Annotated in this window: 27 protein-coding genes; 8 read left to right on the top strand and 19 right to left on the bottom strand. The window is 64.5% G+C overall.

Annotation, left to right across the window (positions count from 1 at the left end; all coding sequences use genetic code 11):
- Nucleotides 1-23 precede the first annotated feature (23 nt).
- From ureG to OU800_RS20395, 4 genes are all read right to left on the bottom strand, one after another.
- Nucleotides 24-638, bottom strand: coding sequence for an urease accessory protein UreG (gene ureG / locus OU800_RS20410; RefSeq protein WP_268179166.1), 615 nt, complete (start codon nt 636-638; stop codon nt 24-26).
- A 15-nt stretch (nt 639-653) separates the two neighbouring features.
- On the bottom strand, nt 654-1,328 hold the full coding sequence (locus tag OU800_RS20405; protein ID WP_268179165.1) for an urease accessory protein UreF: 675 nt from the start codon (nt 1,326-1,328) through the stop codon (nt 654-656).
- Between the two features lie 37 nt (nt 1,329-1,365).
- The gene (ureE, locus tag OU800_RS20400; RefSeq protein ID WP_268179164.1) at nt 1,366-1,866 is read right to left on the bottom strand and encodes an urease accessory protein UreE; all 501 of its coding nucleotides are present in this window, start codon (nt 1,864-1,866) and stop codon (nt 1,366-1,368) included.
- A gap of 164 nt (nt 1,867-2,030) precedes the next feature.
- Nucleotides 2,031-2,666, bottom strand: a complete 636-nt coding sequence (locus OU800_RS20395; RefSeq protein WP_268179163.1) for a TetR family transcriptional regulator — start codon at nt 2,664-2,666, stop codon at nt 2,031-2,033.
- A 148-nt stretch (nt 2,667-2,814) separates the two neighbouring features.
- Between OU800_RS20395 and OU800_RS20390 the strand changes: the two genes are divergently transcribed.
- Complete coding sequence (locus OU800_RS20390; protein ID WP_268179162.1) at nt 2,815-3,894, top strand: flavin reductase family protein; 1,080 nt, start codon at nt 2,815-2,817, stop codon at nt 3,892-3,894.
- A complete protein-coding gene (locus tag OU800_RS20385) occupies nt 3,852-4,973 on the top strand; it encodes a fatty acid desaturase family protein (protein WP_268179161.1) in 1,122 nt (373 codons plus the stop codon). Before OU800_RS20390 ends, OU800_RS20385 begins: the two co-directional genes overlap by 43 nt.
- Nucleotides 4,974-5,078: 105 nt before the next feature.
- Here OU800_RS20385 and OU800_RS20380 read toward each other — a convergent pair whose 3' ends face one another.
- Nucleotides 5,079-5,411 carry a hypothetical protein gene (locus OU800_RS20380; RefSeq protein WP_268179160.1) on the bottom strand — a complete coding sequence of 111 codons (333 nt, stop codon included), beginning with the start codon at nt 5,409-5,411 and terminating at the stop codon, nt 5,079-5,081.
- Between the two features lie 265 nt (nt 5,412-5,676).
- Here OU800_RS20380 and OU800_RS20375 point away from each other — a divergent pair, with 265 nt between their 5' ends.
- On the top strand, nt 5,677-6,576 hold the full coding sequence (locus OU800_RS20375) for an AEC family transporter (protein ID WP_268179159.1): 900 nt from the start codon (nt 5,677-5,679) through the stop codon (nt 6,574-6,576).
- A gap of 34 nt (nt 6,577-6,610) precedes the next feature.
- Here the strand turns inward: OU800_RS20375 and OU800_RS20370 are convergent, their stop codons facing one another.
- The 7 genes from OU800_RS20370 to OU800_RS20340 form a co-directional block, all read right to left on the bottom strand.
- Nucleotides 6,611-6,910 carry a putative quinol monooxygenase gene (locus tag OU800_RS20370; protein WP_268179158.1) on the bottom strand — a complete coding sequence of 100 codons (300 nt, stop codon included), beginning with the start codon at nt 6,908-6,910 and terminating at the stop codon, nt 6,611-6,613.
- Nucleotides 6,907-7,593, bottom strand: a complete 687-nt coding sequence (locus tag OU800_RS20365; protein WP_268179157.1) for a type 1 glutamine amidotransferase domain-containing protein — start codon at nt 7,591-7,593, stop codon at nt 6,907-6,909. The genes OU800_RS20370 and OU800_RS20365 overlap by 4 nt, the downstream gene beginning before the upstream one ends.
- Before the next feature lie 68 nt (nt 7,594-7,661).
- Nucleotides 7,662-8,192, bottom strand: coding sequence for a hypothetical protein (locus OU800_RS20360; protein WP_268179156.1), 531 nt, complete (start codon nt 8,190-8,192; stop codon nt 7,662-7,664).
- Between the two features lie 138 nt (nt 8,193-8,330).
- Complete coding sequence (locus OU800_RS20355) at nt 8,331-9,596, bottom strand: Hsp70 family protein (RefSeq protein WP_268179155.1); 1,266 nt, start codon at nt 9,594-9,596, stop codon at nt 8,331-8,333.
- Nucleotides 9,597-9,735: 139 nt separating this feature from the next.
- Entirely contained in the window at nt 9,736-10,710 is a 975-nt protein-coding gene (locus OU800_RS20350; protein WP_268179154.1) for a lysylphosphatidylglycerol synthase transmembrane domain-containing protein, read from the bottom strand.
- A gap of 224 nt (nt 10,711-10,934) precedes the next feature.
- Nucleotides 10,935-11,372 (bottom strand): YqaA family protein, encoded by a 438-nt coding sequence (locus tag OU800_RS20345; RefSeq protein ID WP_268179153.1) that lies wholly within the window; start codon nt 11,370-11,372, stop codon nt 10,935-10,937.
- Between the two features lie 17 nt (nt 11,373-11,389).
- Entirely contained in the window at nt 11,390-12,109 is a 720-nt protein-coding gene (locus tag OU800_RS20340; RefSeq protein ID WP_268179152.1) for a VC0807 family protein, read from the bottom strand.
- 228 nt (nt 12,110-12,337) lie between these two features.
- Between OU800_RS20340 and OU800_RS20335 the strand changes: the two genes are divergently transcribed.
- The 5 genes from OU800_RS20335 to OU800_RS20315 all read left to right on the top strand — a co-directional run bounded on the left by OU800_RS20335 (nt 12,338) and on the right by OU800_RS20315 (nt 15,983).
- Nucleotides 12,338-13,102: a substrate-binding periplasmic protein gene (locus OU800_RS20335; RefSeq protein WP_268179151.1), complete on the top strand. Its 765-nt coding sequence runs from the start codon at nt 12,338-12,340 to the stop codon at nt 13,100-13,102.
- The gene (locus OU800_RS20330) at nt 13,095-14,090 is read left to right on the top strand and encodes a type II secretion system F family protein (RefSeq protein ID WP_268179150.1); all 996 of its coding nucleotides are present in this window, start codon (nt 13,095-13,097) and stop codon (nt 14,088-14,090) included. The genes OU800_RS20335 and OU800_RS20330 overlap by 8 nt, the downstream gene beginning before the upstream one ends.
- 158 nt (nt 14,091-14,248) lie before the next feature.
- Nucleotides 14,249-15,112: an isocitrate lyase/PEP mutase family protein gene (locus OU800_RS20325; RefSeq protein WP_268184390.1), complete on the top strand. Its 864-nt coding sequence runs from the start codon at nt 14,249-14,251 to the stop codon at nt 15,110-15,112.
- 85 nt (nt 15,113-15,197) lie between these two features.
- Nucleotides 15,198-15,464, top strand: a complete 267-nt coding sequence (locus tag OU800_RS20320; protein WP_268179149.1) for a DksA/TraR family C4-type zinc finger protein — start codon at nt 15,198-15,200, stop codon at nt 15,462-15,464.
- 75 nt (nt 15,465-15,539) lie between these two features.
- Complete coding sequence (locus OU800_RS20315) at nt 15,540-15,983, top strand: hemerythrin domain-containing protein (protein WP_268179148.1); 444 nt, start codon at nt 15,540-15,542, stop codon at nt 15,981-15,983.
- Between the two features lie 202 nt (nt 15,984-16,185).
- Here the strand turns inward: OU800_RS20315 and OU800_RS20310 are convergent, their stop codons facing one another.
- From OU800_RS20310 to OU800_RS20280, 7 genes are all read right to left on the bottom strand, one after another.
- Nucleotides 16,186-16,944: an SDR family NAD(P)-dependent oxidoreductase gene (locus OU800_RS20310; protein WP_268179147.1), complete on the bottom strand. Its 759-nt coding sequence runs from the start codon at nt 16,942-16,944 to the stop codon at nt 16,186-16,188.
- Nucleotides 16,945-17,291: 347 nt separating this feature from the next.
- Nucleotides 17,292-17,990: an urea ABC transporter ATP-binding subunit UrtE gene (gene urtE / locus OU800_RS20305; protein WP_268179146.1), complete on the bottom strand. Its 699-nt coding sequence runs from the start codon at nt 17,988-17,990 to the stop codon at nt 17,292-17,294.
- Nucleotides 17,991-18,104: 114 nt separating this feature from the next.
- Nucleotides 18,105-18,941, bottom strand: coding sequence for an urea ABC transporter ATP-binding protein UrtD (gene urtD, locus OU800_RS20300; protein WP_442964715.1), 837 nt, complete (start codon nt 18,939-18,941; stop codon nt 18,105-18,107).
- Nucleotides 18,938-20,026, bottom strand: a complete 1,089-nt coding sequence (gene urtC, locus OU800_RS20295; RefSeq protein ID WP_268179145.1) for an urea ABC transporter permease subunit UrtC — start codon at nt 20,024-20,026, stop codon at nt 18,938-18,940. The genes urtD and urtC overlap by 4 nt, the downstream gene beginning before the upstream one ends.
- Nucleotides 20,026-21,597: an urea ABC transporter permease subunit UrtB gene (gene urtB / locus OU800_RS20290; protein WP_268179144.1), complete on the bottom strand. Its 1,572-nt coding sequence runs from the start codon at nt 21,595-21,597 to the stop codon at nt 20,026-20,028. Before urtB ends, urtC begins: the two co-directional genes overlap by 1 nt.
- 112 nt (nt 21,598-21,709) lie before the next feature.
- Nucleotides 21,710-22,975 (bottom strand): urea ABC transporter substrate-binding protein, encoded by a 1,266-nt coding sequence (gene urtA, locus OU800_RS20285; protein ID WP_268179143.1) that lies wholly within the window; start codon nt 22,973-22,975, stop codon nt 21,710-21,712.
- 75 nt (nt 22,976-23,050) lie between these two features.
- On the bottom strand, nt 23,051-23,755 hold the full coding sequence (locus OU800_RS20280; RefSeq protein ID WP_268179142.1) for a GntR family transcriptional regulator: 705 nt from the start codon (nt 23,753-23,755) through the stop codon (nt 23,051-23,053).
- Nucleotides 23,756-23,761 lie beyond the last annotated feature (6 nt).

Raw genomic sequence — 23,761 nt, 5'->3', positions numbered from 1 at the left:
CCCGCAGGCGGGACAGGGGAGGTTCAGGCCGCGGTCAGCATGCCCTGGCGTTCGATGAAGGCGATGATCTCGTCGAGACCCTGGCCGACCTTCTGGTTGCTGAAGACGAAGGGCTTTTCGCCGCGCATCTTCAGGGTGTCGCGTTCCATCACCTCCAGCGAGGCGCCGACCATGGGCGCCAGGTCGATCTTGTTGATCACCAACAGGTCGGACTTGCAGATGCCCGGCCCACCTTTGCGCGGCAGCTTGTCGCCGGCGGCGACGTCGATCACGTAGAGGGTCAGATCGGAGAGTTCCGGGCTGAAGGTGGCCGAGAGGTTGTCGCCGCCGGATTCGACGATGATCAGGTCCAGGCCGGGGAAGCGCCGGTTGAGCTGCTCCACCGCCTCCAGGTTGATCGAGGCGTCCTCGCGGATGGCGGTATGCGGGCAGCCGCCGGTTTCCACACCGATGATGCGCTCGGGCTCCAGAGCTTCGTTGCGCACCAGGAACTGGGCGTCTTCCTGGGTGTAGATGTCGTTGGTGACCACGGCGATGTTGTAGCGCTCGCGCAGGGCGCGGCACAGCGCCAGGGTCAGGGCGGTCTTGCCGGAACCGACCGGGCCGCCGATGCCGACACGCAGGGGTTGGCTGTTCATTTGCTTTGTTCCTCGTCAGGAGCGGAAGAGACGTGAGTACTGGCGCTCGTGCGCCATGCTCGCCAGGGCCAGGCCGAAGGCGGCGCTGCCCCAGTGTTCGGGAGAGAGTTCGGCGGCCTGTCGCTGGGCAGCATCGAGCTGCGGCAGCAGGCGGCTGGTCAGGCGCTGGGCGGCCTGTTGGCCCATGGGCAGCACTTTCATCAGCACGGCGAGCTGGTTTTCCAACCAGCCCCAGAGCCAGGCGGCCAGGGCGTCGTCCGGGCGGATCTGCCAGGCGCGCGCAGCCAATGCCCAGGCCATGGCCAGGCCGGGTTCGTCCTGGCTCGCCAGCAGTTTGCGGGCGGCTTCGTCCAGCTCCGGCAAACCCTCTAGCAACTGTCTGAGCGAGTAGCCCATCTGCCGGCTTTCCAGTGCCAGCTCGCGGGTTTCGCGGCTGGCGCGGTGCTGCTCGGCGAGCTGTTGCAGTTGGCTCCAGTCACCCTCTACCGCTGCTCGGCAATGGGCCAGCAGCAACGGGGCCTCGAAGCGCGAGAGGTTCAGCGACAACTGGTCGCTCAGCCAGCGCTCGGCGCTTTCGGCATCCTTGATCAGGCCGCTATCGATGGCCCATTCCAGGCCCTGCGAGTAGCTGTAGCCGCCAATGGGGAGCTGCGGGCTGGCCAGGCGCAACAGGGCCCAGGCCGGTTTCACGCGGCGGCCTCGGCGAATGCAGTCGACATGGCCTTGCTCACTTGCGCACCCCGAACTGGTGCAGGCGTGGGCCGTAGTTGAACTCGGCCTCGCCATGATGGGAGTGGTGGTGACCGCCGCCATAGGCACCCTGTTCGGGCTGATAGGGGGCCTCGATGGCCTCGACCGTCGCGCCGAGCTGTTCGAGCATGGCCTTGAGCACGTAGTCGTCGGGCAGGCGCAGCCAGCCATCGCCCAGTTGCAGGGCGACATGGCGGTTACCCAGGTGATAGGCGGCGCGCATCAGCTCGAAGGGGCTGGCGCAGGTGACGTGCAACAAGGGTTCGGCCTTGGCGCGCACGCGCACCACACGGCCGTCCTGCGCTTGCAGGCAGTCGCCATCGGCCAGGGCCGGCTGGCCACGTTCGAGAAACAGGCCGACCTCTTCGCCGGCAGTGGTGAAACAGCGCAGGCGGCTCTTGCTGCGGGCCTCGAAGGTCAGTTCCAGTTCGGCGTCACAGGTGTTCTGTGGTGCGATGTGGCTGTGGATTACCAGCATGTGTATCGATTCCGGGGCAGTGTGCCCGCAAATAGTGCAAGGGCCTTGCCAATGCGCCTGAGCACTGCATGCAGGCGCTTGCAGGCGATACTTCCGGAAGCTGTCGGGGTGGATAGGTTTTATTTGGTGCGCGCGCTGGCTTGTCGGCACCATTTTGGTGCAATTCAGCTATCTGGCTTGCCCAGTCCCAGCCAGTGCTTGCCGCCGATCATGATGAAGCGCAACTGCTGGATGACCTTGGCTTCGGCGGTGAGGTGCGCAGGGAGCGTGGCCGCCGGTGGGTCGATCAGTTCGGGCAGGGTGGCGAACACGGTCTTGACCACCAGGTCGGAGATCACCTCCAGCGCGGCCTGATCTAGCTGCGGCATGCGACTCATCAGCTTGAGGTCGGCGGCCAGGTCGCTGGTGATGCGCTCGCGCAGGGCGGCGATGGCCTGGCGCACGGGCTGCGAGCCGCCGTACTGCTCGCGAGCGAGGAAGAGGAACTGGGCGTGGTTGTTGGCCACCTCGGCGAGGAAGATGCGCACCGAGGCATCGATCATGCCGCGCACCTCGAACTCATGGCGGCGCACCTGGCGAATGGCGGCGCGGAAGGTTTCGCCGACTTCCGCCACCAGGGCCAGGCCCAGTTCGTCCATATCGGCGAAGTGGCGGTAGAACCCGGTGGGCACGATGCCGGCCAGGCGGGTGACCTCGCGCAGGCTCAGGCTGCCGAAGCCGCGTCCACTCTCCATCAGGGTGAGAGCTGCGTGCATCAGGGCCTGGCGGGTCTGCTGCTTCTGTTCGGCGCGTGGTGTCATGCGAGTGGGATCAGGGAACGATGCCGCACTCTAGCAAATGCGGTTGGGCAGCGTCGAACCATGCGGGGCACTTCAGTGAACGACTGTTGACTCGTTTTGAGTTGACTGCCAGCATTGTGAACAGTCGTTCACTGAAAAGAGTCGCTGCATGCCCATCCTGTCGCTTTCCCTGGCCCGGCACCTAGTGCCAGCCCTGCAGCCTTTACGCGCGCTGTGCCGACGCGGCTGGCTACGCGAGGCCGATGTCGATCTGTTGCTGCGCTTGCTGCATCCCGCGTTGCGGGTACAGCGGGTGTTCGCCCGGGTCGCGGCGCGCCGTTGGGTGGCCGAGGACATGCTGGTGCTGACCCTGCGCTGCAATGGCAATGAGCGCGGCTGGCGTGCGGGGCAGCACGTGCAGGTCTACCTCGAACAGGAGGGTGTGCGTCATGGCCGCAGCTACAGCCTCACGGCGGTCAGCGCCGATGGCCGTGTCGAACTGGCGATCAAGCGCCAGCCGGGTGGGCGTCTATCCACTGCCTTGCTCGATCATCTTGAGGTGGGGCAGCTACTGGAACTGGCGCCGGCCTTCGGCGAATTGCAGTGGCCGAATGACGGGCGGCCAGTGTTACTGGCCGCTGCCGGCAGTGGCATTACGCCGTTGCTGGGGTTGCTGCGTGAGGCCCTGGCGCAAGGCTTCGCAGCGCCGATAACGCTGCTGCATCAGGTGCGCCGGCCTGGCCAGCGGGCTTTCGTCGAAGAACTGCAGGGGCTGGCCGAGCGGCATCGCAATCTGCACCTGCGGTGGGTCATCAGTGGCGAACCGGGCGGGCGTATCACTCGTGATCAACTGGATGAGTTGCCGGGCGAACACCTGATCACCTGTGGCCCGCGCGGTTTCGTCGAGCAACTGCAAGGCTGGTGGACGCGTGGCGGCACCCTGCAGGTGGAGAGCTTTAGCCCACACGAACCGCTCACCGTGGATGAACGGCGCGAGGTGCGCCTGCGCTTCGCCCGCAGCGGCCAGCAGGTGCCGGGCAACAATCAGGGCAGCCTGCTGGAGCAGGCCGAGGCCAGTGGTTTGCGCCCGGCTCACGGCTGCCGCCAGGGCATCTGCGCCAGTTGCACCTGCACCCTGCTCAGCGGCGCGGTGCGTGACCTGCGCAGTGGCGCGCTGTTCGCCGAGCCTAACCAGCCCATTCGTTTGTGTGTCAGTGTCCCGCATGGGGATGTGGAGATCGATCTGTGAGTGCCCGTCTTGATCGCGAACTGAGCCCTGCCGAACTGGAGGCCTTCGGCGCCGAGCTGGACGCCCTGCGCCAGCGCACCCTGGCCGACCTGGGCGAGGCCGATGCGCGTTACATTCGCCGTGTACGCGCTGCCGTGCGCCTGTGCTGCTGGAGCGGCCGGGTGTTGTTGATGCTGGGCTGGTTCCCGCCCACCTGGTTGCTCGGCACTTTGCTGCTGGGCCTGGGCAAGATCCTCGAGAATATGGAGCTGGGCCATAACGTCATGCATGGCCAGTACGACTGGATGAACGACCCGGAATTTGCCGGGCACCAGTACGAGTGGGATATCGTCGGCCCCGCCGATTTCTGGCGGCACACGCACAACCATGTGCACCACACCTACACCAACGTGCTGGGCATGGATGACGATGTCGGCTATGGCGTGGTGCGCTTGTTCCCCGAACAACGCTGGAAGCCCTTCTACCGCTGGCAGCCACTGTGGGTGACGATCCAGGCGCTGCTGTTCCAGTACGCCGTGGCCATCCAGCACCTACGCCTGGACAAGCTGATCAAGGGGCGTATCAGCCAGGACGAGGTGCGTCCACTGGCTCGCCAGTTCGGTGCCAAGCTGGCACGGCAGTGGGGCAAGGATTATCTGTTCTTCCCCTTGCTGGCGCTGCTGCTCGGCGCCAATGCCCTGGCCGTGCTGGCGGGCAATCTGCTGGCCAACCTGCTGCGTAACCTGTGGACCTTTCTGGTGATCTTCTGTGGTCACTTCACCGAGAAGGCGGCGGTATTCGCGCCCGAAGTGCTGGAGGGTGAGACGCGCGGTCACTGGTATCTGCGCCAGTTGCGCGGTTCGAGCAACCTGTCTGGTGGGCCGCTGCTGCATATCCTCACTGGCAACCTCAGCCATCAGATCGAGCATCACCTGTTCCCCGATCTGCCGGCGCGGCGTTATGCCGAACTGGCGCGCGAGGTACGGCGCATCGCCGAGCGTTATGGGCAGCATTACAACTGTGGAACCTTGTGGGGGCAGTTTCGGACGGTGTTGCGGCGTATCTGGATCTATCGGCTGCCGCCGGTTGTTATGAGTTGAGGTGAGGGCTTCGGAGAAGTCCAGTATCAACCAACCCTACATCAAATCCGAATAACCAAAGAAAAGCCCGGCGTGCGCCGGGCTTGGGGGTATCGCTGAGTTGCTTCAGACGTGCTGAGCACCAGGGGTACGCTCATAGCCGTCCTCGGCCAGCTGCACATGCTGCGTGCCGGGGGTACGTTCATAGCCGTCTTCGGCGAGCTGCACATGCTGGGCACCAGGGGTACGCTCATAGCCATCTTCTGCCAGCTTGAAGCGCTGCTGGCCGGGCGTGCGCTCGGAGCCGTTCTCCGCTAGCGGGGTGAGTGGTTGATCTTGCTGGATCTGGCTGTCCTGATGCTCACCCACCAGCGGGAAGGGTGCATTGCTCGGCAGGGCGAAAGCAGTGGAGGTCAGCAGGGTCAGAGCCAGGGCGGTCAGGGTCAGTCGAGTTTTCATGTCCGTGCCTCCGTTGGGCGTGATTCGTGTCTACGGAAGTAATTGTCCTAGCTGACCGCTCGGATAAGAACTTGACTGGCCTGATAGTGAACATCGATGGCCGCAATACTTGATCAGAGCGCTCTATCTCGAGCCTTTCGGGTGGGCGCTAAGTACTTGCGGCGATGCAGCCGGCATCGCAAGTGCGAGGTTCGCAGCGTATGCTGTGCGGCCTTTCGGGTCGCTTGCGATCCGTTTTCCTGCAATGATTGAGGCTGCTTCATCGATGCTTGCGGTACAGGCGATCCTGCCGATCTTCGCCCTGATCGTGCTCGGCTACGTGCTGGGCTGGCGCCAGTGGCTCAATGCCGAGTCGGTCGCCGGGCTGGCCAATATCACCTTCAAGCTGTTCATGCCGACGCTGCTGTTCACCGGCATCGCCAAGGCGCATCTGGCCGAAGGCCTGTCGCCGATGTTGCTGCTGGGCTACTACCTGCCGGTACTGTTTGTGTTTGCCCTGGTCAACGGCGTCGCCCACTGGCGACGTGGCCGTGCCACGCCGCTGGGCCTGGTGGCTGCGTTCTCCAACAATGTGCTGGTGGGCATTCCGCTGGTCACCAGCCTGATGGGCGCTGCCGGTCTGGTGTACGTGTTCGCCATCCTGGTGTTCCACAGCCTCACGCTGTTTTCCCTGCAGAGTTTCTATGCGGCCTTCGGCAGTCAGGAGCGGGTCGATGGCCGCGCGCTGCTGAAGAACCTGGCCAACCCGATGATCATTGGCCTGCTGCTGGGTGCGCTGCTGAACCTCTCCGGCTTGATGGTGCCGGACAGCCTGTGGCGCGCGGTGACCTGGCTGGGGCAGGCGGCCTTGCCCTGCGCGCTTATCGTGCTCGGTGCCAGCCTGTCGCGCTATCGCTTACGGCCAACCCTTGAGGCCTGGGGCGTGGCGCTGGTCAAGCTGCTGCTGTTCCCGGCCCTGGTCTGGACGCTGACTGGCCTGTTGCCGGGGCTCAACGATGCCGCGCGCACGGTGCTGGTACTGCTGGCGGCCTGCCCGAGCGGGGTCAACGTGATGGCCTTTTCCCGCACGGCCGAGGATAACCGCAGCGTCAGCGCGGCGATCTCCCTGTCGACGCTGCTGGCCGCCGTCAGCCTGCCGGCCTGGATGATGTTGATGGGGTTCTGAGAGCGGGCGCCATTCTAGGCGCCCGCCGGGCGGATCAGGGCGCCAGATCCAGCGGCAGGCTCAGCTTCACCTCGGGCGGGCTGGCCAGCCAGGCGGCGGTACGCTGGCGGTAGTCGGCGTAATGCGCACTTTGTCGGTGTGCCTCCACCGCCTCGTGATCCACGTACAGCTCATAGAGGTCGAAGGTGCCCGGCGCACCGTCGCGCTCGAACAGGTCGTAGCGCAGGTTGCCGGGCTCACTGCGGCTGGCACTGACCATCTGCTGCAACGCCTGCAGCACCGCGTTGCGGTGCTCGGGCTTGGCATGAATGCTGGCGAAGATGGCGATGCTCATGCGCGCGCCTCGAGCAGGGCGAGCAGGGCTTCGGCGCTGGCCTCGGAAGAAGCCGGGTTCTGCCCGGTGACCAGCAGGCCGTCGACCTCGACATGGCTCTGCCAGTCATCGCCGCGGGCATATTGACCGCCGTTGGCCTTGAGCATGTCTTCGACCAGGAAGGGCACCACCTGGGTCAGTTGCACCGCGTCCTCTTCGCTATTGCTGAAACCGGTGACGCGCTTGCCGGCGACCAGCGGCTTGCCGTCGCTGCCCTTGACGTGGCGCAGCACGCCAGGCGCGTGGCAGACCGCACCGACCGGTTTGCCGAGTGCCAGGAAACCTTCGATCAGGGCGATGGAGTCGGGGCTTTCGGCCAGATCCCACAGCGGGCCATGGCCACCTGGGTAGAATAGCGCATCGAAGTCTTCGGCGCGCACCTGCGCCAGCGGCAGGGTATTGGCCAGGTCGCGCTGGGCTTCGGCATCGCCGGCAAAGCGGCGGGTGGCCTCGGTCTGCGCGCTCTCGTCATCGCTCTTCGGGTCGATGGGCGGCTGCCCGCCCTTGGGCGAGGCCAGGGTCAGCTGGGCGCCGGCATCCTTGAAGCAGTAGTAAGGTGCGGCGAACTCTTCCAGCCAGAAGCCGGTCTTGTGGCCGGTGTCGCCGAGGCGGTCGTGGGAAGTCAGTACCAGCAGAATCTTCATGAGGATTTCCTTGCGGTTTGGGCTGATCGAGTAGCTTTAGTGACTACTCGTGGTGACGGGTGTTCCGCTCAGTCGTCCAACCCTTCCTGCAGCGCTTTTAGCGCGGGTGCAGCGTAGATACCCACTTCCACCGCCAGTTCCAGCACCCGTGGCAGGTCGTTGGCGTACACCAGCACTGCCTGCAGCTCGTCGTCCAGTGGCTCGCTGAAATCCACCAGTACGTAGCCGCCGGTTTCCGGCGACAGCGCCGAGAGCTGCACCTGAATGCGGTTGAGCGCCTTGAGTGGTTCGGTCTTGGCCAGTTGCTTGGGCTTGAGCACGAACTGTACCTGCGGGCCGAAAGATTCGGTGATGCGCTGGAACAGCTCTTCATAGCTGTCGGCCTGGAACAGCACGGTGTCCGGCAGACTGCCGACCACCACCCACTCGCCCAGCGGGATGGGGAATTCGTCGTCGTAGTTGACGTCCGGGTTGGCGGCGAGGAAGGCAGCCGGGTCGGCGTAGGCCTGCGCGGCTTCGTCGGCGATGCGGGCGATCTCGTCCTCGGGCAGGCAGCCGGAGCTTATCTTGGCGATCAGTTCTTCCAGCTGGGCTTTCATCAGGCTATTCCTCGGGTATGGAAGGGGCGGCAAGAATATCATCGCCTGGGTAGGGTGCGCCGTGCGCACCAGGGCATCGGTAATCGGTGCGCACAGCGCACCCTACGATCCGTGGCAGGACCGACGCGCAGCAGATCGTCACCCGTAGCGCTTCTTGGCCTCGATGGCCAGGCCACTGCCGATGCTGCCAAAGGTATTGCCCTCCACGCTGCGCGCCTTGGGTAGCATGGCGGCCACGCTCTGGCGCAGGGCCGGCACGCCGCTGGAGCCACCGGTGAAGAACAGCGTGTCGACCTGATCGGCGGCGATGCTGGCATCGGCGAGCAACTGCGTGAGGCTGGCGCGGATGCGTTCGAGCAGTGGCTCGATGGCCTCCTCGAACAGCGGCTGGGTCAGCTCGGCGACCAGGCCCGGCTCTACGCGCGACAGGTCGATGGGCCGTGCGTCCTGTTCGCTCAGGGCGATCTTGCTGTCTTCCACCTGCATCGCCAGCCAGTGCCCAGCACGTTGTTCGATCAGGGCGAAGAGGCGGTCGATGCCGGTGGCGTCGACGATGTCGTAGCGCATGTTCTGCAGGGCTAGCTGAGTCTTCTGTGCGTACAGCGCGTTGATGGTGTGCCAGGTGGCCAGGTTGAGGTGGTAGCTGGTGGGCATGAAGGCATCGCTCTTCATCCGGCTGCCGTAGCCGAACAGCGGCATCACTCCGGCCAGCGAGAGCTGCTTGTCGAAGTCGGTACCGCCGATGTGCACGCCGCCGGTGGCGAGGATGTCGCCCTGGCGCTCGGCCAGGTGGTGGCGCTGCGGGGCCAGGCGCACCAGGGAGAAGTCCGACGTACCGCCGCCGATGTCGACGATCAGCACCAGCTCTTCGCGGTCGAGGTTCGACTCGTAGTCGAAGGCCGCGGCGATGGGCTCGTACTGGAAGGACACTTCCTTGAAACCGAGTTTGTGCGCCACGGCCACCAGGGTGTTCTGCGCCTCCTGGTCGGCGGCTGGGTCGTCGTCGACGAAGAACACCGGGCGGCCCAGCACCACTTCCTCGAAGGCACGTTCGGCCTGAGCTTCGGCGCGCTTTTTCAGTTCGCCGATGAAGAAGCCGAGCAGATCCTTGAATGGCAGAGCACTGCCCAGCACCGTGGTTTCGCTCTTCAGCAGCTTGGAGCCCAGCAGGCTTTTCAGCGAGCGCATCAAGCGGCCTTCGTAGCCCTCCAGGTACTCGTGCAGGGCCAGGCGGCCGTAGACCGGGCGGCGCTCCTCGGTGTTGAAGAAGATCACCGAAGGCAGGGTGATCTTGCCGTCTTCCAGAGGCAGCAGGCTGTCCTGGCCTGGGCGAAACCAGCCGACGGTGGAGTTGGAGGTGCCGAAGTCGATACCGCAGGCGCGGGCGGGAGTAGAGAAGGACATGGTGCAGACCGCCAGAAAGATTGCCGGGATGAATGACGACGTCGCATGGCGACGACCCGGAGGGTGGCTGCCAACGAGGGCAGGCCACGAAAACGGCCGCGCATTCTATGTCAGCGCTGCCGTCATCGCGAGTCGTGATTCAGGAGGGCAGATTGGCGCTGCTTTGTCGTGCCTTCCACTGACTCCACTCGAAGCCCAGTACCACCAGCAGCGACAGGGCGAACGGCAGCAGCAAGTAGAACACGCGGAACACGATCAACGCCGCCAGCACATCGGCGGCAGGCACTTCCGGCATGGCGGCGAGGAAGGTCACTTCCAGCACACCCAGGCCACCGGGCGCATGGGACAGCAGGGCCAGCGAGAAGGAGGCGAGGAACACACCCAGCACCACCAGATAGCCAGGGTGGTTGTCGGCAGGCAGGGCGAAGTAGATGATCGCCGCCGCGCACAGCAGCTCCAGTGGGCCGGCCAACAACTGACGGCCGACGATGCGCAGGCGCGGGTACTCGACATGCAGCTTGCCCAGCGTCCAGGGTTTGAACTGGCGCCAGGAGCCCAGCACGTAGAGACCGACCAGCGTCAGCAGGACGCTGCCGATGACCACCGATACCAGTGGTGTGACGTTGGCGACACGGTGCACCAGATCCGGCTGGGCGATCAGCACGCAGCCGCTGGCCAGCAGGGTGCCGATGGCGAAGGTGAAGGAGCAGAAGACGATGAGGATGCCGATTTCCTGCGGCGTCAGGCCCTTGCTGCGGTAGGCGCGGTAACGCACCACCGCGCCGGAAAACACCGAGGCGCCGATGTTGTGCGCCAGCGCATAGGTGGTGAAGGAGCACAGGGTGATGAAGCGCCAGGGAATCCGCTTGCCCAGGTGGGCCACGGCGATGCGGTCGTACCAGGCCAGCGCCCAGTAGGCGCCCAGGGTGGCGGCACCGGCCAGCAGCCAGCTGATATGCGAGATGGCTTCGAGACTGCCTTTGATCTCGTGGATGGAGATATTGCGCAGTTCGCGGTAGAGCAGGAAGCCGGACAGCACCACAGCGCCAAGACCGATCAGCGTCCAGATCAGGTCGCTGCGTTTCAGTTTGGGTTTGGCTTCAACAACGGACACTACAAATCCTCGATCGAGAGCCCCGAGGCGTTTGACGGGGCCTTGAGCCTTGGCCGGGCTCGATGATGGCGGGCCTTGTGGGCCGATCCTGCAGCGCCCGCGAATGGATTCTGCCTGCATGGCGCGGTGCGCAGTATCACGGAGCCGCGTCCGTTGCTCAACTGCAATACGCGTCATTGGCGTAACCCCGTATGTCCATGCAGCCTGTGTGGACGCGAAACAGCTTACAACCAGGCCAGGGTGAGTACGGCCAACACGGCATAACGAGCGCTCTTGGCCAGGCTCACCAGCAGCAGGAAACGCCACAGCGGCTCGCGCATCACGCCGGCCACCAGTGTCAGTGGATCGCCGATCAGCGGCATCCAGCTCAACAAAAGCGACCAGCGGCCGTACTTCGCATACCAGCCCTGAGCCTGTGCCAGGCGGGCGTTGCTGACCGGAAACCAGCGTCGCCCCCGGTAATGTTCCAGTGAGCGGCCCAGCAGCCAGTTGACCCAGGAGCCCAACACGTTGCCCAGGGTGGCAACCGCCAGCAAGGCCCAGGTGGCGTGAGCGCCACTGAGCAGCAATGCCACCAGCACCGCCTCGGATTGCAAGGGCAACAGGGTGGCGGCGCCGAATGCCGAGAGAAATAGCCCCAGGTAGGCCGAGGTGAACAACATGGCCCTGGCTCAGCGGTTCAGGACTGGCGCTCCTGATTGGCCATGATCTCTTCCAGGCTCAGCCCGGTGAGGCCATGGATGGTCTTCCACAGATAATAGAAGATGGCCATGAGCATGATCATCGAAGGAATGGCGATCATCGGGTAGCTGAGCAGGGTCATGCGCCCCAGCTCATCGTTGAAGGCCTCGGTGCCGGACGGGCTGACCACTATCCACTTGGCCAGTACGTAGTTCATGAACGAGGAGAAGAAGAAGGTGCCGCTGAGCCAGTAGGTGGCGCGCATCAGCCGCGTCTCGAAATGTTCGACATGGCCGCCCTGCTCGAGCCGTTGATGGATCTTGTCGACGTTGAGCACCGTCTTGTTGAATAGAAGAGTGCGGATCAGCGGGTAGCGGGTGCGTGTCGACACCAGCACGGCGATGCCGATGATGCCCGGAATGGTCGCCTCCTTGACTGCCAGCCACTGAGTGCTGAGATGCAACAGGCCGATGCCGCCGGTCAGCGCCACGCTGATCAGGCCGAGCAGGGCGATGAAGTTGAATTTGCGGTACTTGATCAGCTCGAAGGCGCCCCAGCCCAGTGGGAAGGTCAGGGCCAGGAGCAAGGCACCATCGGGCCCCAGACGATGTTCAGCGCTGAGCTTCATCAGGATGAACGAGGGGATCAGGATGCTGATGGCCAGGTCGATCAACGGGCGCGGCTTGTGGGTCGGGGTCGAGCTGTCTGTGGTGGTCATGGCGAACGAAAGACGAAAAGGGGCACTGATCATCGCCCGAGCGGGCGCATAGGGCCAGCCCGGCCGTCGTCGCGAGTGTGAAAAAATGTGCACACTGACAGTTTGTGGACAGTTATGGCAGGCTTGGCCGACCGATCATAAGGCCTGGCTCGGTGGGATGACGCTTGCAGCGCAGTGACCTATCATCCAGTTTGTTGTCGAGCATCGCTCAGGTCAGTGACACACTCTATGTTCAAATCCGTCGTATGTGCCGTCCTCCTCTGCTGCTGTAGTGCTGCGAACGCTGCTGGCGAATTGCGCCTGTACACCGAGGACAACCGGCCTTACGGCTTCCTCGAGGCGGGCAAGCTCGATGGCATGACCGTGCAGGTGGTCAAGGAGCTGGTACGCCGCAGCGGCCAGCCTGCGCAGATCGAGCTGGTGCCCTGGACGCGTGGTTATCATCAGGTGCAGCGTGAGGCTGATGCAGCCTTGTTCCCGGTCGTGCGCACGCCGGAGCGCGAAGCGCTGTTCCAGTGGGTCGGGCCAATTGTTGTGGGACGTACCGGCTTCTACAGCCGGCGCGCGGACAACATCCGCGTGCATAACCTCGACGATGTGCGCCGCTTCGGCACTCTGGCAGTGCCCAAGCAGTGGTATATCCATGAGCAGTTGCTGATGCTGGGCATGGACAACCTGCATGGGGTGTCCAAGCCTTCCGACATGGTGCGTCTGTTCCATCATGGACGGGTGAAACTGATCGTGGCCAATGACCTGATTCTGGAGGCGCTGTTGGCCGGGGAGGGCATGAGCGTTGACCAGGTGCAGTGGCAATTCGACCTGATGCCCAATGCCTCCTATATCGCTTTCTCCAAGGCGGCTCCGCCGGAGCGGGTCGCACGCTGGCGACAACTGCTCGCTGGCATGCGTGCCGATGGCAGCCTGGAGCGTCTCTATCGGCAGTGGTTTCCCCACGCCGACGAAGCGCACGTCGCCGCGTTGCTGCATGAGTGAGCGGGCCTTGCCCTTGCAGGCGCGCGCCCGGCTGTTTGCCCATCTGGCCGCCATGGAGCGTGCCGGTGTGCCGCTGGATCGAGCCCTGGCCAGCCTGGCGCTGGGTGCGCGGCAGGCGCGGGCACTGCAGCGCCTGCGTCAGCTCGTCGGTGCCGGGCGTGATCTGGCGGTTTCCGGCCAGCTAAGTGGCGTGTTCACGCCGCTGGAGGCCAGCCTGCTGCGCGCCGCGCAACAGGCCGGCGGTCTGGCGCAAATGCACGAACAACTGGCTCAACGTTATGCCGAGCAGGTGCAGCAACTCGCGGCCCTGCGTGCGCGCCTATGGCTGCCGGCAGGGGTGCTGCTGCTGGCCCTGATCGTCCAGCCCCTACCGGCGCTGGTGGGCGGTTCGCTGAGCCTGGCCGGCTACCTGGCATGTGCATTGTTGCCACTGCTGAGCTTGTTCGGCCTGTATCGCCTGGTGCCTGTGGCGTGGCGGCGTTGGCAGCAGCGGCGCAGTGTGCAGCCGGGCCGTTTGGATGATTTTCTGCTGGCACTGCCGCTGCTCGGCACGCTGCAGCGCAAGGCCGACCTGCGTAACTTCTGCGATGCCCTGGGCCTGCAGCTCGAGGCCGGTATCGCCGTACTCGATGCCTTGCCGCGAGCCTGTGGCACCATGAGCAATGCGCGCCTGCGGCGGGATTTCGCCACTTTGGCGTCGCGTATTCAGTCCGGGCAGTCGCTGACGCAGGCCTTGATCGCCCTGTCCTTGCCGGGGCAGGGCATGCTGACGGCCATGCTCAACAGCGGCGAAGCGACTGGGCGGCCGGGCGAGGCGCTGCTGCGCTTTGCCCGGCTACAGGCTCAGCAGCTCGCTGCGCGGCAGCAATGGCTGGCCGTCTGGTTGCCACGTCTGTTCTACCTGGCCGTCGCCGGCTGGATGGCCTATTCCCTGATCGACAGTGGCGCTTTTATCCCCCGGCTGCCGGCAGAGCTGGCTGGCCGGTAAATTGCTGGCAAGACGCCCAGGAAACATCGCTGACGTGACTGCAATGGTGCGACGAAAGCCTGGCGCAAGTGCCTTGCGCTAGCATTGGTCACGTCTACACGATTACCAAAAAGAGAAAAAGCGATTCAACCGACTTTGGAATACGCCCCATGCCCATCTTGCAACGTGCATCCCATCATGAGCTGCGCAGTGCCTTTCGTGCCCTGCTGGCTTCCGAGCGCTGCTACCACACCGCTTCGGTCTTCGACCCCATGTCCGCCCGTATCGCCGCCGATCTCGACTTCGAGGTCGGCATTCTCGGTGGTTCCGTCGCTTCTCTGCAGGTGCTCGGCGCGCCGGACTTCGCCCTGATCACCCTCAGCGAATTCGTCGAGCAGGCCGCACGTATCGGCCGCGCGGCGCGCCTGCCGGTGATCGCCGACGCCGACCACGGTTATGGCAATGCGCTCAACGTGATGCGCACCGTGGTCGAGCTGGAGCGCGCCGGCATCGCCGCGCTGACCATCGAAGACACCCTGCTGCCGGCCCAGTTCGGCCGCAAATCCACCGACCTGATCTCGGTCGAGGAGGGCGTGGGCAAGATCCTCGCGGCCCTGGAGGCGCGCGTCGACCCGGATCTGGCCATCATCGCCCGCACCCACGCCGGCGTGCTGGAGGTGGACGAAGTGATCCAGCGCACCCGCGCCTACGAGGCGGCCGGCGCCGATGGTATCTGCCTGGTCGGGGTGAAGGATTTCGCCCATCTGGAGCAGATCGCCGAAGGCCTCAAGGTGCCGCTGATGCTGGTCACCTACGGCAACCCGGAACTACGCGACAACCAGCGCTTGGCACGTCTGGGCGTGCGCATCGTGGTCAACGGCCATGGCGCCTACTTCGCCGCGATCAAGGCCACCTACGACTGCCTGCGCGAGCAGCGCGGTGCCCAGCCCTGCGACCTCAATGCCACCGAGCTGACGCACAAGTACACCATGCCCGAGGATTACATCCTCTGGGCCAAGGAGTTCATGGAAGTGCGCGAATAAGCGCAGAGGCGCCTGCATGAACGGCACTTGCACTTCGCCGACATTGGGCGCATATCATGGCCCATGCAGGCGAGGAGGCCGGAACATGGCAGGCGGTTGGGCAAGTGACAGCGCGGTGCAGGAACAGATCGACAGCAGCATCGAGGACGCCGTCGCGCGTGCCCGTAGCCAGTTGCCGAAAGGCGAGAGTCTGCATCGCTGCGAGGAATGTGACGCGGTGATTCCCGAAGCCCGTCGCCAAGCGATTCCCGGCGTGCGCCTGTGCGTCAATTGCCAGGCCGAGGTCGACAAACAGCAAGCGGCCAGCAGTGGCTACAACCGCCGTGGCAGCAAGGACAGCCAGTTGCGCTGAGCAAGCGATGCGGCACCTATCTTTTCATTGATGGTCTAGTGCTACTAAGACCGTGACCGAATAAGAGGTGCCTGCATGACGATTTTCGAAGCCCTGCGCATCAGCCATGACATCCAGCGCAAGCTGGCGCAGAAACTGGTCGCTACCCATGGTGATACGGCCGAGCGGCATGCCTTGTTCGCTCAGCTCAAGCAGGAGCTGGCCGTACATTCGGTGGCTGAGGAGCGGCACTTCTATATTCCCCTGATGCAGCAGGAAGCGGGCGTCGATCTGTCGCGCCACGCCATTGCCGAGCATCACCAGATGGACGAAATGATCGAGGATCTGGAGGAAACCGACCCCAGCAGCTCCAGTTGGTTGGCGCAGGCCAAGGCTCTGGCCGAGAAGGTCGAGCATCACCTCAAGGAAGAGGAGCAGCGCTTTTTCCAGATGGCCGGCAAGCTGCTGCGCGACAAGCAGAAGGAGCAGTTGGCCGGTGAGTATCTCAATGCCTACGACGAGCTGAAGCAGGCGTCCTGATGGCCTGGTGAGGTCTGTCGCAACCTGCTGGGCTGCGAGCCCTTCGTTGCACCTTTCGATGTGCATGTCCGCCAATTGGACTGGGCTGGCTTAGGGTGTCGTTCTCTGCGTGCGGCCCTCTCCGCTGGCCAGTTGCGCTGCTCCGTCCGGCTCTGCCCCCGTGTATGCAAGGGGGCAGCCTTTTCGCGGGTAAATCCTACCTTCAATCGCGGTCTACGGCGAAGGCCGACCAGGCCTGGCGGCTGGGCATGATTTCCAGGCGGTTGATGTTGATGTGATCCGGCAGGGTGGCGACGTAGAAGATCTGCTCGGCGATGTCCTCGGCGCTCAGCGGTGTGGTGTTGCCGTACAACGCGTCGGAGGCGGCCTGATTGCCCTTGGTACGTACCAGGGTGAATTCGGTTTCGGCCATGCCGGGGGCGATGTCGGTGACGCGCACGCCGGTGGACACCAGGTCGCAGCGCAGGTTGAAGCTGAACTGTTTGACGAAGGCCTTGGTTGCACCATAGACGTGGCCGCCCGGGTAGGGCCATTCGCCAGCCACCGAACCGATGTTGATGATGCTGGTGCCCTTGCCGATTTCCAGCAGCTTGGGCAACACGGCGTGGGTGACGTTGACCAGGCCGGTGACGTTGGTGTCGATCATGGTGTGCCAGTCTTCCAGGGCCACCTTCTGCGCCGCTTCCGGGGCCAGGGCCAGGCCGGCGTTGTTGACCAGCACGTCGATGCGCGCGAAGGGCGCCTGCAGGCCGTCGACCAGGGCCTTCACCGCAGCGGCATCGCGCACGTCCAGTTCGGCGATGTGCACCGGCACCTTGTCCTGCAGCTCTTGCTGCAGTGCCTCCAGTCGCTCCAGGCGCCGACCGCTGAGCACCAGGGCCCAGCCGGCCTCGGCGAAGCGTCGTGCCGCGGCGCGGCCAAAACCGGATGTCGCGCCTGTGATGAATGCCACCTTGCTCATGGATAACCTCATTTCGCTGTTAGGGTGTATGGCCTGCTTGAGCCTGGGCTGTCGGGCACATGCCGGGCCGTGCACTCGCCCCGTTGCATCAGGGGCAGGGCGCAAGTGTAAGACCTTAACCGAGTCGCTGCGCTCACAGTTGGCCGCAGATTGATGCGGACAGTTCGAGGAACCTGCGTACTCGCTCGGTTGCGGGGGAGGCGCCTGTGATTCCGCAACGATTGCCGAGGATGGTGTCTCGAAGGGTATCACTGCGCAGCTCAGGAGTCTGGAGGCGAGCTTGCCCTACAGGTGCGCAATGGTGGACAGAAAGAGCGTTGCCAGGCTGAGCGGGTGCGGGTGCGGGGCTAGATCGCCACCAACCCGCGCACGCCCTCGGCTTCCATGTTGGCGCCACGGCCCTGCTGGACGATCTCGCCCCGGCTCATCACCAGATACTGGTCGGCCAGTTCGGCGGCGAAGTCGTAGAACTGCTCCACCAGCAGGATGGCCATGTCGCCGCGAGCGGCGAGTTTCTTGATCACCGCGCCGATCTCCTTGATCACCGAGGGCTGGATGCCTTCGGTGGGCTCGTCGAGGATCAACAGGCGCGGCTGGCTGGCCAGGGCACGGCCGATGGCTAGCTGTTGCTGCTGGCCGCCGGAGAGGTCGCCGCCTCGGCGATGCTTCATCTCGCGCAGCACAGGGAACAGTTCGTAGATGAATTCCGGCACGGCCTTGGCCTGGCTGCCGGGAAAGCGCGACAGACCCATCAGCAGGTTCTCTTCCACCGTCAGGCGGCCGAAGATCTCGCGGCCCTGCGGCACGTAGGCGATACCGGCTTGCACGCGCTGGTGTGGTTTGTAGGCGGTGATGGCCTTGCCTTCCCACTGCACGTTGCCGTCCTTGGCCGGGATCAGGCCCATCAGGCATTTGAGCAGGGTGGTCTTGCCCACGCCGTTGCGGCCGAGCAGGCAGGTGACCTCGCCGACCTTCACGTCGAACGACAGGCCACGGAGGATATGGCTGCCGCCGTAGTACTGATGCAGTTTTTCGACTTGGAGCATGACTTCAATTCCTCGTTCTTGGAGCTGCAAGCTTCAAGCTGCAAGCCACAAGTGAAAGCGGCACGGGGCCTGCTTCTACTTGCAGCTTGAGGCTTGCAGCCTGTAGCTGGCGCGTCAGCGCCCCAGATAAACCTCGATCACCCGCTCATCGTTCTGCACCTGCTCCAGCGAGCCTTCGGCCAGCACGCTGCCCTGGTGCAGTACGGTGACGTGGTCGGCGATGGAGCCGACGAAGCCCATGTCGTGCTCCACCACCATCAGCGAGTGCTTGCGCGCCAGTGACTTGAACAGCTCGGCGGTGAACTCGGTCTCGGCGTCGGTCATGCCTGCCACCGGCTCGTCGAGCAGCAGCAGGTGCGGCTCCTGCATCAACAGCATGCCGATTTCGAGGAACTGCTTCTGGCCGTGGGAGAGCAGCCCGGCCGGACGGTTGCGCGAGGCCTCCAGGCGAATGGTATTGAGCACTTCCTCGATACGATCCTGCTGTTCGCCGCTGAGCTTGGCGCGCAGGCTGGCCCATACCGACTTGTTGGTCTTCTGCGCCAGCTCCAGGTTCTCGAACACCGTGAGCGCCTCGAATACCGTGGGCTTCTGGAACTTGCGGCCGATGCCGGCCTGGGCGATTTCCACTTCGCTCATGCGGGTCAGGTCGAACTGCTCACCGAAGTAGGCCACGCCGCTGTCCGGGCGGGTCTTGCCGGTGATCACGTCCATCATGGTGGTCTTGCCAGCGCCGTTGGGGCCGATGATGCAGCGCAGTTCGCCGACGCCGATGTACAAGGTCAGGTCGGTCAGCGCGCGAAAACCATCGAAGCTGACGTTGATGTCTTCCAGGGTGAGGATGGTGCCGTGGCGCACGTTGACGCCTTTGCCCAGCACAGGGCGGGTGTCCAGTGCGCTGGGATCCAGAGCGGCTTCGAGCATGGTTTCCGGGATCGGCGTGGCTCTCATTGATCCTTTTCCTTTTTCAGCAGGCCGACTACACCGCGCGGCAGGAACAGGGTAACGACGATGAACAGGGCGCCCAGGGCGAACAGCCAGTACTCGGGGAAGGCCACGGTGAACCAGCTCTTCATGCCATTGACGATGCCTGCGCCGAGCAGCGGGCCGATCAGCGTGCCGCGCCCACCCAGGGCGACCCACACGGCGGCCTCGATGGACTGGGTCGGCGCCATCTCGCTGGGGTTGATGATGCCCACCTGCGGCACGTACAGGGCGCCAGCCAGGCCGCACAGCACTGCGCTCAATACCCAGATGAACAGCTTGTAACCGCGTGGGTCGTAGCCGCAGAACATCAGGCGGTTCTCGGCGTCGCGCAGGGCGGTGAGCACCCGGCCGAACTTGCTGCGCGCCAGGCGCAGGCCCAGGTACAGGCTGCCCAGCAACAGCACCACGGTGGCCAGGAACAGCGCCGCCCGGGTGCCCTGGGCGGTGATGTCGAAGCCGAGGATGCGGGTGAAGCCGGTAAAGCCGTTGTTGCCGCCGAAGCCGGTTTCGTTACGGAAGAACAGCAGCATGCCGGCGAAGGTCAGCGCCTGGGTCATGATCGAGAAGTACACGCCCTTGATCCGCGAGCGGAAGGCGAAGAAGCCGAACACCAGGGCCAGCAGGCCGGGGGCCAGCACCACCAGGCACAGCGCCCAGAGGAAGCTGGAGGTGCCGTACCAGTACCAGGGCAACTCGTTCCAGGCCAGGAAGCTCATGAAGGCCGGCAGGCCATCGCCCGCCGACTGACGCATCAGGTACATGCCCATTGCATAGCCACCGAGGGCGAAGAACAGGCCATGGCCCAGCGACAGCATGCCGGCATAGCCCCACACCAGATCCAGGGCCAGGGCGACGATGGCGTAGCAGAGAATCTTGCCCACCAGGGTCAGGCTGTAGGCCGTCACATGCAGGGGGTGCTCGGCCGGCAGCAGGTGCAGCAGCGGCATGGCTATCAGCACGGCCAGAACCAGCAGGCCGATGGCAATGGAGACCTGCGGGCCGAGTTTGGTGCTGGCACGGGCCAGCAGGGTTTGGTTTGGTGCATTCATCAGTCGATCACACGTCCTTTGAGAGCGAAGAGGCCTTGCGGGCGCTTCTGGATGAACAGAATGATCAGCGCGAGGATGAGGATCTTGCCGAGTACGGCGCCGATCTGCGGTTCGAGGAACTTGTTCATCACACCCAGGCCGAAGGCGGCCAGCACGCTGCCGGCCAACTGGCCGACCCCGCCGAGCACCACCACCAGGAAGGAGTCGATGATGTAGCTCTGGCCGAGGTCCGGGCCGACGTTGCCGATCTGGCTCAGGGCCACACCGCCGAGGCCGGCGATGCCTGAGCCGAGGCCGAAGGCCAGCATGTCCACGCGGCCGGTGGGCACGCCACAGCAGGCCGCCATGTTGCGGTTCTGCGTCACCGCGCGCACGTTGAGGCCCAGGCGCGTCTTGTTTAGCAGCAGCCAGGTCAGCAGCACGACGAACAGGGCGAAACCGATGATGACGATGCGGTTGTAGGGCAGCACCAGGTTGGGCAGCACCTGTACGCCGCCGGACAGCCAGGCCGGGTTGGCCACTTCGACGTTCTGCGCGCCGAAGGTGACGCGCACCAGTTGAATCAGGATCAGGCTGATGCCCCAGGTGGCCAGCAGGGTTTCCAGCGGGCGGCCGTAGAGGTGGCGGATCACCGTGCGTTCCAGGGCCATGCCGATTGCTGCGGTGACGACGAAGGCGATGGGCAATGCAGCCAGCGGGTAAAGCGCCAGATAGCCGGGGGCAAGTTTCTGGAAGCTCAGTTGCACCACATAGGTGGTGTAGGCACCGAGCATCAGCATCTCGCCGTGGGCCATGTTGATCACCCCGAGCAGGCCGAAGGTGATGGCCAGGCCCAGGGCCGCCAGGAGCAGGATCGAGCCCAGCGACAGGCCGCTGAAGGCCTGGCCGAGCAGCTCGCCGATCAGCAGTTTGTTGTTGATCTGCGCCAGGCTCTGGCGCGCGGCGGTCAGTACCTGGGCATCACTCTCCTGGCCGCCGTCGATCAGCGCCTGCAAGCGCGTGAGAGCCAGTGGGTCGCCGGTCTCACCGAGGCGCTGCACGGCAGCCAGGCGCACGGCCGGGTCGCTGGCGTCCAGTTGCAGGTTGGCCAGAGCGAGGGCCAGGGCGTCCTGCACCTGTTCGTCGGCTTCGATGCTCAGGCGGTTTTCCAGCAAGGGCAGCAGTGCCGGCGGGGTATTGCGTTGCAGTTGCCGGGCGGCGTCGAGGCGCAGGGCGGCATCGTCAGCGAGCAAGCGGTGGCTGGCCACGGCGACGGCAGCAAGGCCGCGCAGGCGGTTGTTCAGGCGCAGTTTGCGAGGCGTGCCGTTGGCAGTGGCATCGCCCGTGGCGGCGAGCCAGATGCCGTCCTGTTCGATGAAGGCGCGTTTGTCGGCATCGCGGCCAACGCGGCCTTGTTGCAGGGCCAGCAGCAGGGGCAGGCGCTCGGCCTTGGGCGCGGCGGCCCAGGCTTGCAGGAGTTTGGCCTGCTGGCTGGAGTTGGCGGCGGCGAAGTCGTCGGCTTCGCCAGCGCCCGCAGCCAATGGCAGCAACAGCAGCAGGCTCAGAAGAATTCGGATCAGGGCAGTGTGCATCAGGTGTGTCCTTGGCGTAGCCCGGATGCAATCCGGGACAACTCTCCCCGGATTGCATCCGGGCTACTTTTGTCCTCTCCCTGCGCGGTCGGCGCAGGGAGGGGCTTTTGCCTCAGTTCGACTTGACCGGGTGATCCGGCTTCTTGTCATTGCCTTCGATGTACGGGCTCCACGGCTGGGCGCGGATCGGGCTCTCGGTCTCCCAGACCACGGAGAACTGACCGTCTTCCTGGATTTCACCGATCATCACCGGCTTGTGCAGGTGGTGGTTGGTCTTGTCCATGGTCAGGGTGAAGCCGCTCGGCGCGTCGAAGGTCTGCCCGGCCATGGCTTCGCGCACCTTGTCGACGTCGGTGGTGCCGGCCTTCTCGACGGCTTGTGCCCACATGTGGATGCCCACGTAGGTGGCTTCCATCGGGTCGTTGGTCACCACGGTGTCGGCGTTCGGCAGCTTCTTGGCCTTGGCGTAGGCTTTCCAGTCGGCGACGAACTTGTCGTTGACCGGGTTTTCCACGGACTGGAAGTAGTTCCAGGCCGCCAGGTGGCCGACCAGCGGCTTGGTGTCGATGCCGCGCAGTTCTTCCTCGCCCACGGAGAAGGCCACTACCGGCACGTCGGTGGCTTTCAGACCCTGGTTGGCCAGCTCCTTGTAGAAGGGCACGTTGGAGTCACCGTTGACGGTGGAGACCACGGCCGTCTTGCCGCCAGCGGCGAACTTCTTGATGTTGGCGACGATGGTTTGATAGTCGCTGTGGCCGAAGGGGGTGTAGACCTCTTCGATGTCCTTGTCGGCGATGCCCTTGCTGTGCAGGAAGGCGCGTAGGATCTTGTTGGTGGTGCGCGGGTAGACGTAGTCGGTGCCGAGCAGGAAGAAGCGCTTGGCCCCGCCGCCATCTTCGCTGAGCAGGTATTCCACCGCCGGGATGGCTTGCTGGTTCGGCGCCGCGCCAGTGTAGAAGACGTTCGGCGACATTTCCTCGCCCTCGTACTGCACCGGGTAGAACAGCAGGCCGTTGAGTTCCTCGTAGACCGGCAGCACGGATTTGCGCGACACGCTGGTCCAGCAGCCGAAGGTCACGGCCACCTTGTCCTGGGTCAGCAACTGGCGGCCACGCTCGGCGAACAGCGGCCAGTTCGAGGCCGGATCCACCACCACCGGCTCCAGCTTCTTGCCGAGCACGCCGCCCTTGGCGTTGATCTCGTCGATGGTCATCAAAGCCATGTCTTTCAGCGAGGTTTCGGAAATGGCCATGGTGCCGGACAGCGAGTGCAGAATGCCCACCTTGATGGTCTCGGCCGCCTGGATGGTCCAGGACAGGCCCATGGCGGCGATGGATGCGGAAAGGGTGAAGGCCTTGATCAGGCTGCGACGTTGCATGGTGCGTTCTCCATTCTCATCTTGAGTAAGTGGGCAACTCTTTCTTGTTCGGCAGTGATGCAAAGGTCATTTGCGTCACCTTTGCACCGGCAGTGCCCGTTGGCGGGCGCTGTGCAGCATGTGCAGGGTGATCTTGTGTACTTGCGCCTTGCTGACCTCGATGTGGGTCTTGAGCAATAGCTGTGCCTCTTCTGGGCGATGGCTGAGAATTGCCGCGAGAATCTGCGCGTGTTCGGCGTAGGTCAGCTCGATACGCGGCGCCTGGGTGAAGTCCAGGCGCCTTAGAATGCGGATCTTCTCGCTGACCTCGCGGTGCACGCGGGCCATTTCCTGATTGCCGGCAGCTTCCATCAGCAGGCCGTGAAAGGCCTCGTCGAGCTGGGCAACCTGGCTGCCGTCCTGCAGTTGCTGTTCTTTGCGCACCATCCAGGTGCGCTCGAGCATCTGCAGTGCAGCGCAATGTTCATCCATGGGGCGCTGGCAGATTCGGCGCACAGCTTCCAGTTCGAGCACGATGCGCAACTCGTAGAGTTCGTCGAACTGGACGAAGTCCAGCGCCCGCACCTGCCAGCCGCTGCGAAAGTGCACGTCCAGGTAGCCTTCGCGCTGCAGGCGGTACAGGGCCTGGCGCACTGGCGTGCGGCTGGCGGCCATGCGCTCGGCGACTTCGCCTTCACTGAAGCGGTCTCCCGGCAGCAGGCGGAACTCGAAGATGTCGTCCTTGAGCCGGGCGTAGATGCGCTCGGCCAGGCTCTGCGGGCGCTCGGCAGTACGTGACATGAGCGG

Origin of the sequence: Pseudomonas sp. GOM7, from assembly GCF_026723825.1 — a bacterium.
Classification (GTDB): Bacteria; Pseudomonadota; Gammaproteobacteria; order Pseudomonadales; family Pseudomonadaceae; genus Aquipseudomonas.
The sequence above is the reverse complement of the archived record's forward strand: the minus strand, read 5'-3'. Positions and strand labels throughout refer to the sequence as shown.

Coding starts and splice junctions, on each gene's coding strand:
- OU800_RS20310 (WP_268179147.1), bottom strand. CDS start 16,944: ATGAGCAAGGTGGCATTCATCACAGGCGCGACATCCGGTTTTGGCCGC.
- OU800_RS20335 (WP_268179151.1), top strand. CDS start 12,338: ATGTTCAAATCCGTCGTATGTGCCGTCCTCCTCTGCTGCTGTAGTGCT.
- OU800_RS20365 (WP_268179157.1), bottom strand. CDS start 7,593: ATGAAGATTCTGCTGGTACTGACTTCCCACGACCGCCTCGGCGACACC.
- OU800_RS20375 (WP_268179159.1), top strand. CDS start 5,677: ATGCTTGCGGTACAGGCGATCCTGCCGATCTTCGCCCTGATCGTGCTC.
- ureG (WP_268179166.1), bottom strand. CDS start 638: ATGAACAGCCAACCCCTGCGTGTCGGCATCGGCGGCCCGGTCGGTTCC.
- OU800_RS20355 (WP_268179155.1), bottom strand. CDS start 9,596: ATGTCCTTCTCTACTCCCGCCCGCGCCTGCGGTATCGACTTCGGCACC.
- urtB (WP_268179144.1), bottom strand. CDS start 21,597: ATGCACACTGCCCTGATCCGAATTCTTCTGAGCCTGCTGCTGTTGCTG.
- urtA (WP_268179143.1), bottom strand. CDS start 22,975: ATGCAACGTCGCAGCCTGATCAAGGCCTTCACCCTTTCCGCATCCATC.
- OU800_RS20340 (WP_268179152.1), bottom strand. CDS start 12,109: ATGACCACCACAGACAGCTCGACCCCGACCCACAAGCCGCGCCCGTTG.
- ureE (WP_268179164.1), bottom strand. CDS start 1,866: ATGCTGGTAATCCACAGCCACATCGCACCACAGAACACCTGTGACGCC.
- OU800_RS20315 (WP_268179148.1), top strand. CDS start 15,540: ATGACGATTTTCGAAGCCCTGCGCATCAGCCATGACATCCAGCGCAAG.
- OU800_RS20330 (WP_268179150.1), top strand. CDS start 13,095: ATGAGTGAGCGGGCCTTGCCCTTGCAGGCGCGCGCCCGGCTGTTTGCC.
- OU800_RS20345 (WP_268179153.1), bottom strand. CDS start 11,372: ATGTTGTTCACCTCGGCCTACCTGGGGCTATTTCTCTCGGCATTCGGC.
- OU800_RS20280 (WP_268179142.1), bottom strand. CDS start 23,755: ATGTCACGTACTGCCGAGCGCCCGCAGAGCCTGGCCGAGCGCATCTAC.
- OU800_RS20370 (WP_268179158.1), bottom strand. CDS start 6,910: ATGAGCATCGCCATCTTCGCCAGCATTCATGCCAAGCCCGAGCACCGC.
- OU800_RS20395 (WP_268179163.1), bottom strand. CDS start 2,666: ATGACACCACGCGCCGAACAGAAGCAGCAGACCCGCCAGGCCCTGATG.
- urtD (WP_442964715.1), bottom strand. CDS start 18,941: ATGAGAGCCACGCCGATCCCGGAAACCATGCTCGAAGCCGCTCTGGAT.
- OU800_RS20320 (WP_268179149.1), top strand. CDS start 15,198: ATGGCAGGCGGTTGGGCAAGTGACAGCGCGGTGCAGGAACAGATCGAC.
- OU800_RS20380 (WP_268179160.1), bottom strand. CDS start 5,411: ATGAAAACTCGACTGACCCTGACCGCCCTGGCTCTGACCCTGCTGACC.
- OU800_RS20360 (WP_268179156.1), bottom strand. CDS start 8,192: ATGAAAGCCCAGCTGGAAGAACTGATCGCCAAGATAAGCTCCGGCTGC.
- OU800_RS20390 (WP_268179162.1), top strand. CDS start 2,815: ATGCCCATCCTGTCGCTTTCCCTGGCCCGGCACCTAGTGCCAGCCCTG.
- urtE (WP_268179146.1), bottom strand. CDS start 17,990: ATGCTCCAAGTCGAAAAACTGCATCAGTACTACGGCGGCAGCCATATC.
- urtC (WP_268179145.1), bottom strand. CDS start 20,026: ATGAATGCACCAAACCAAACCCTGCTGGCCCGTGCCAGCACCAAACTC.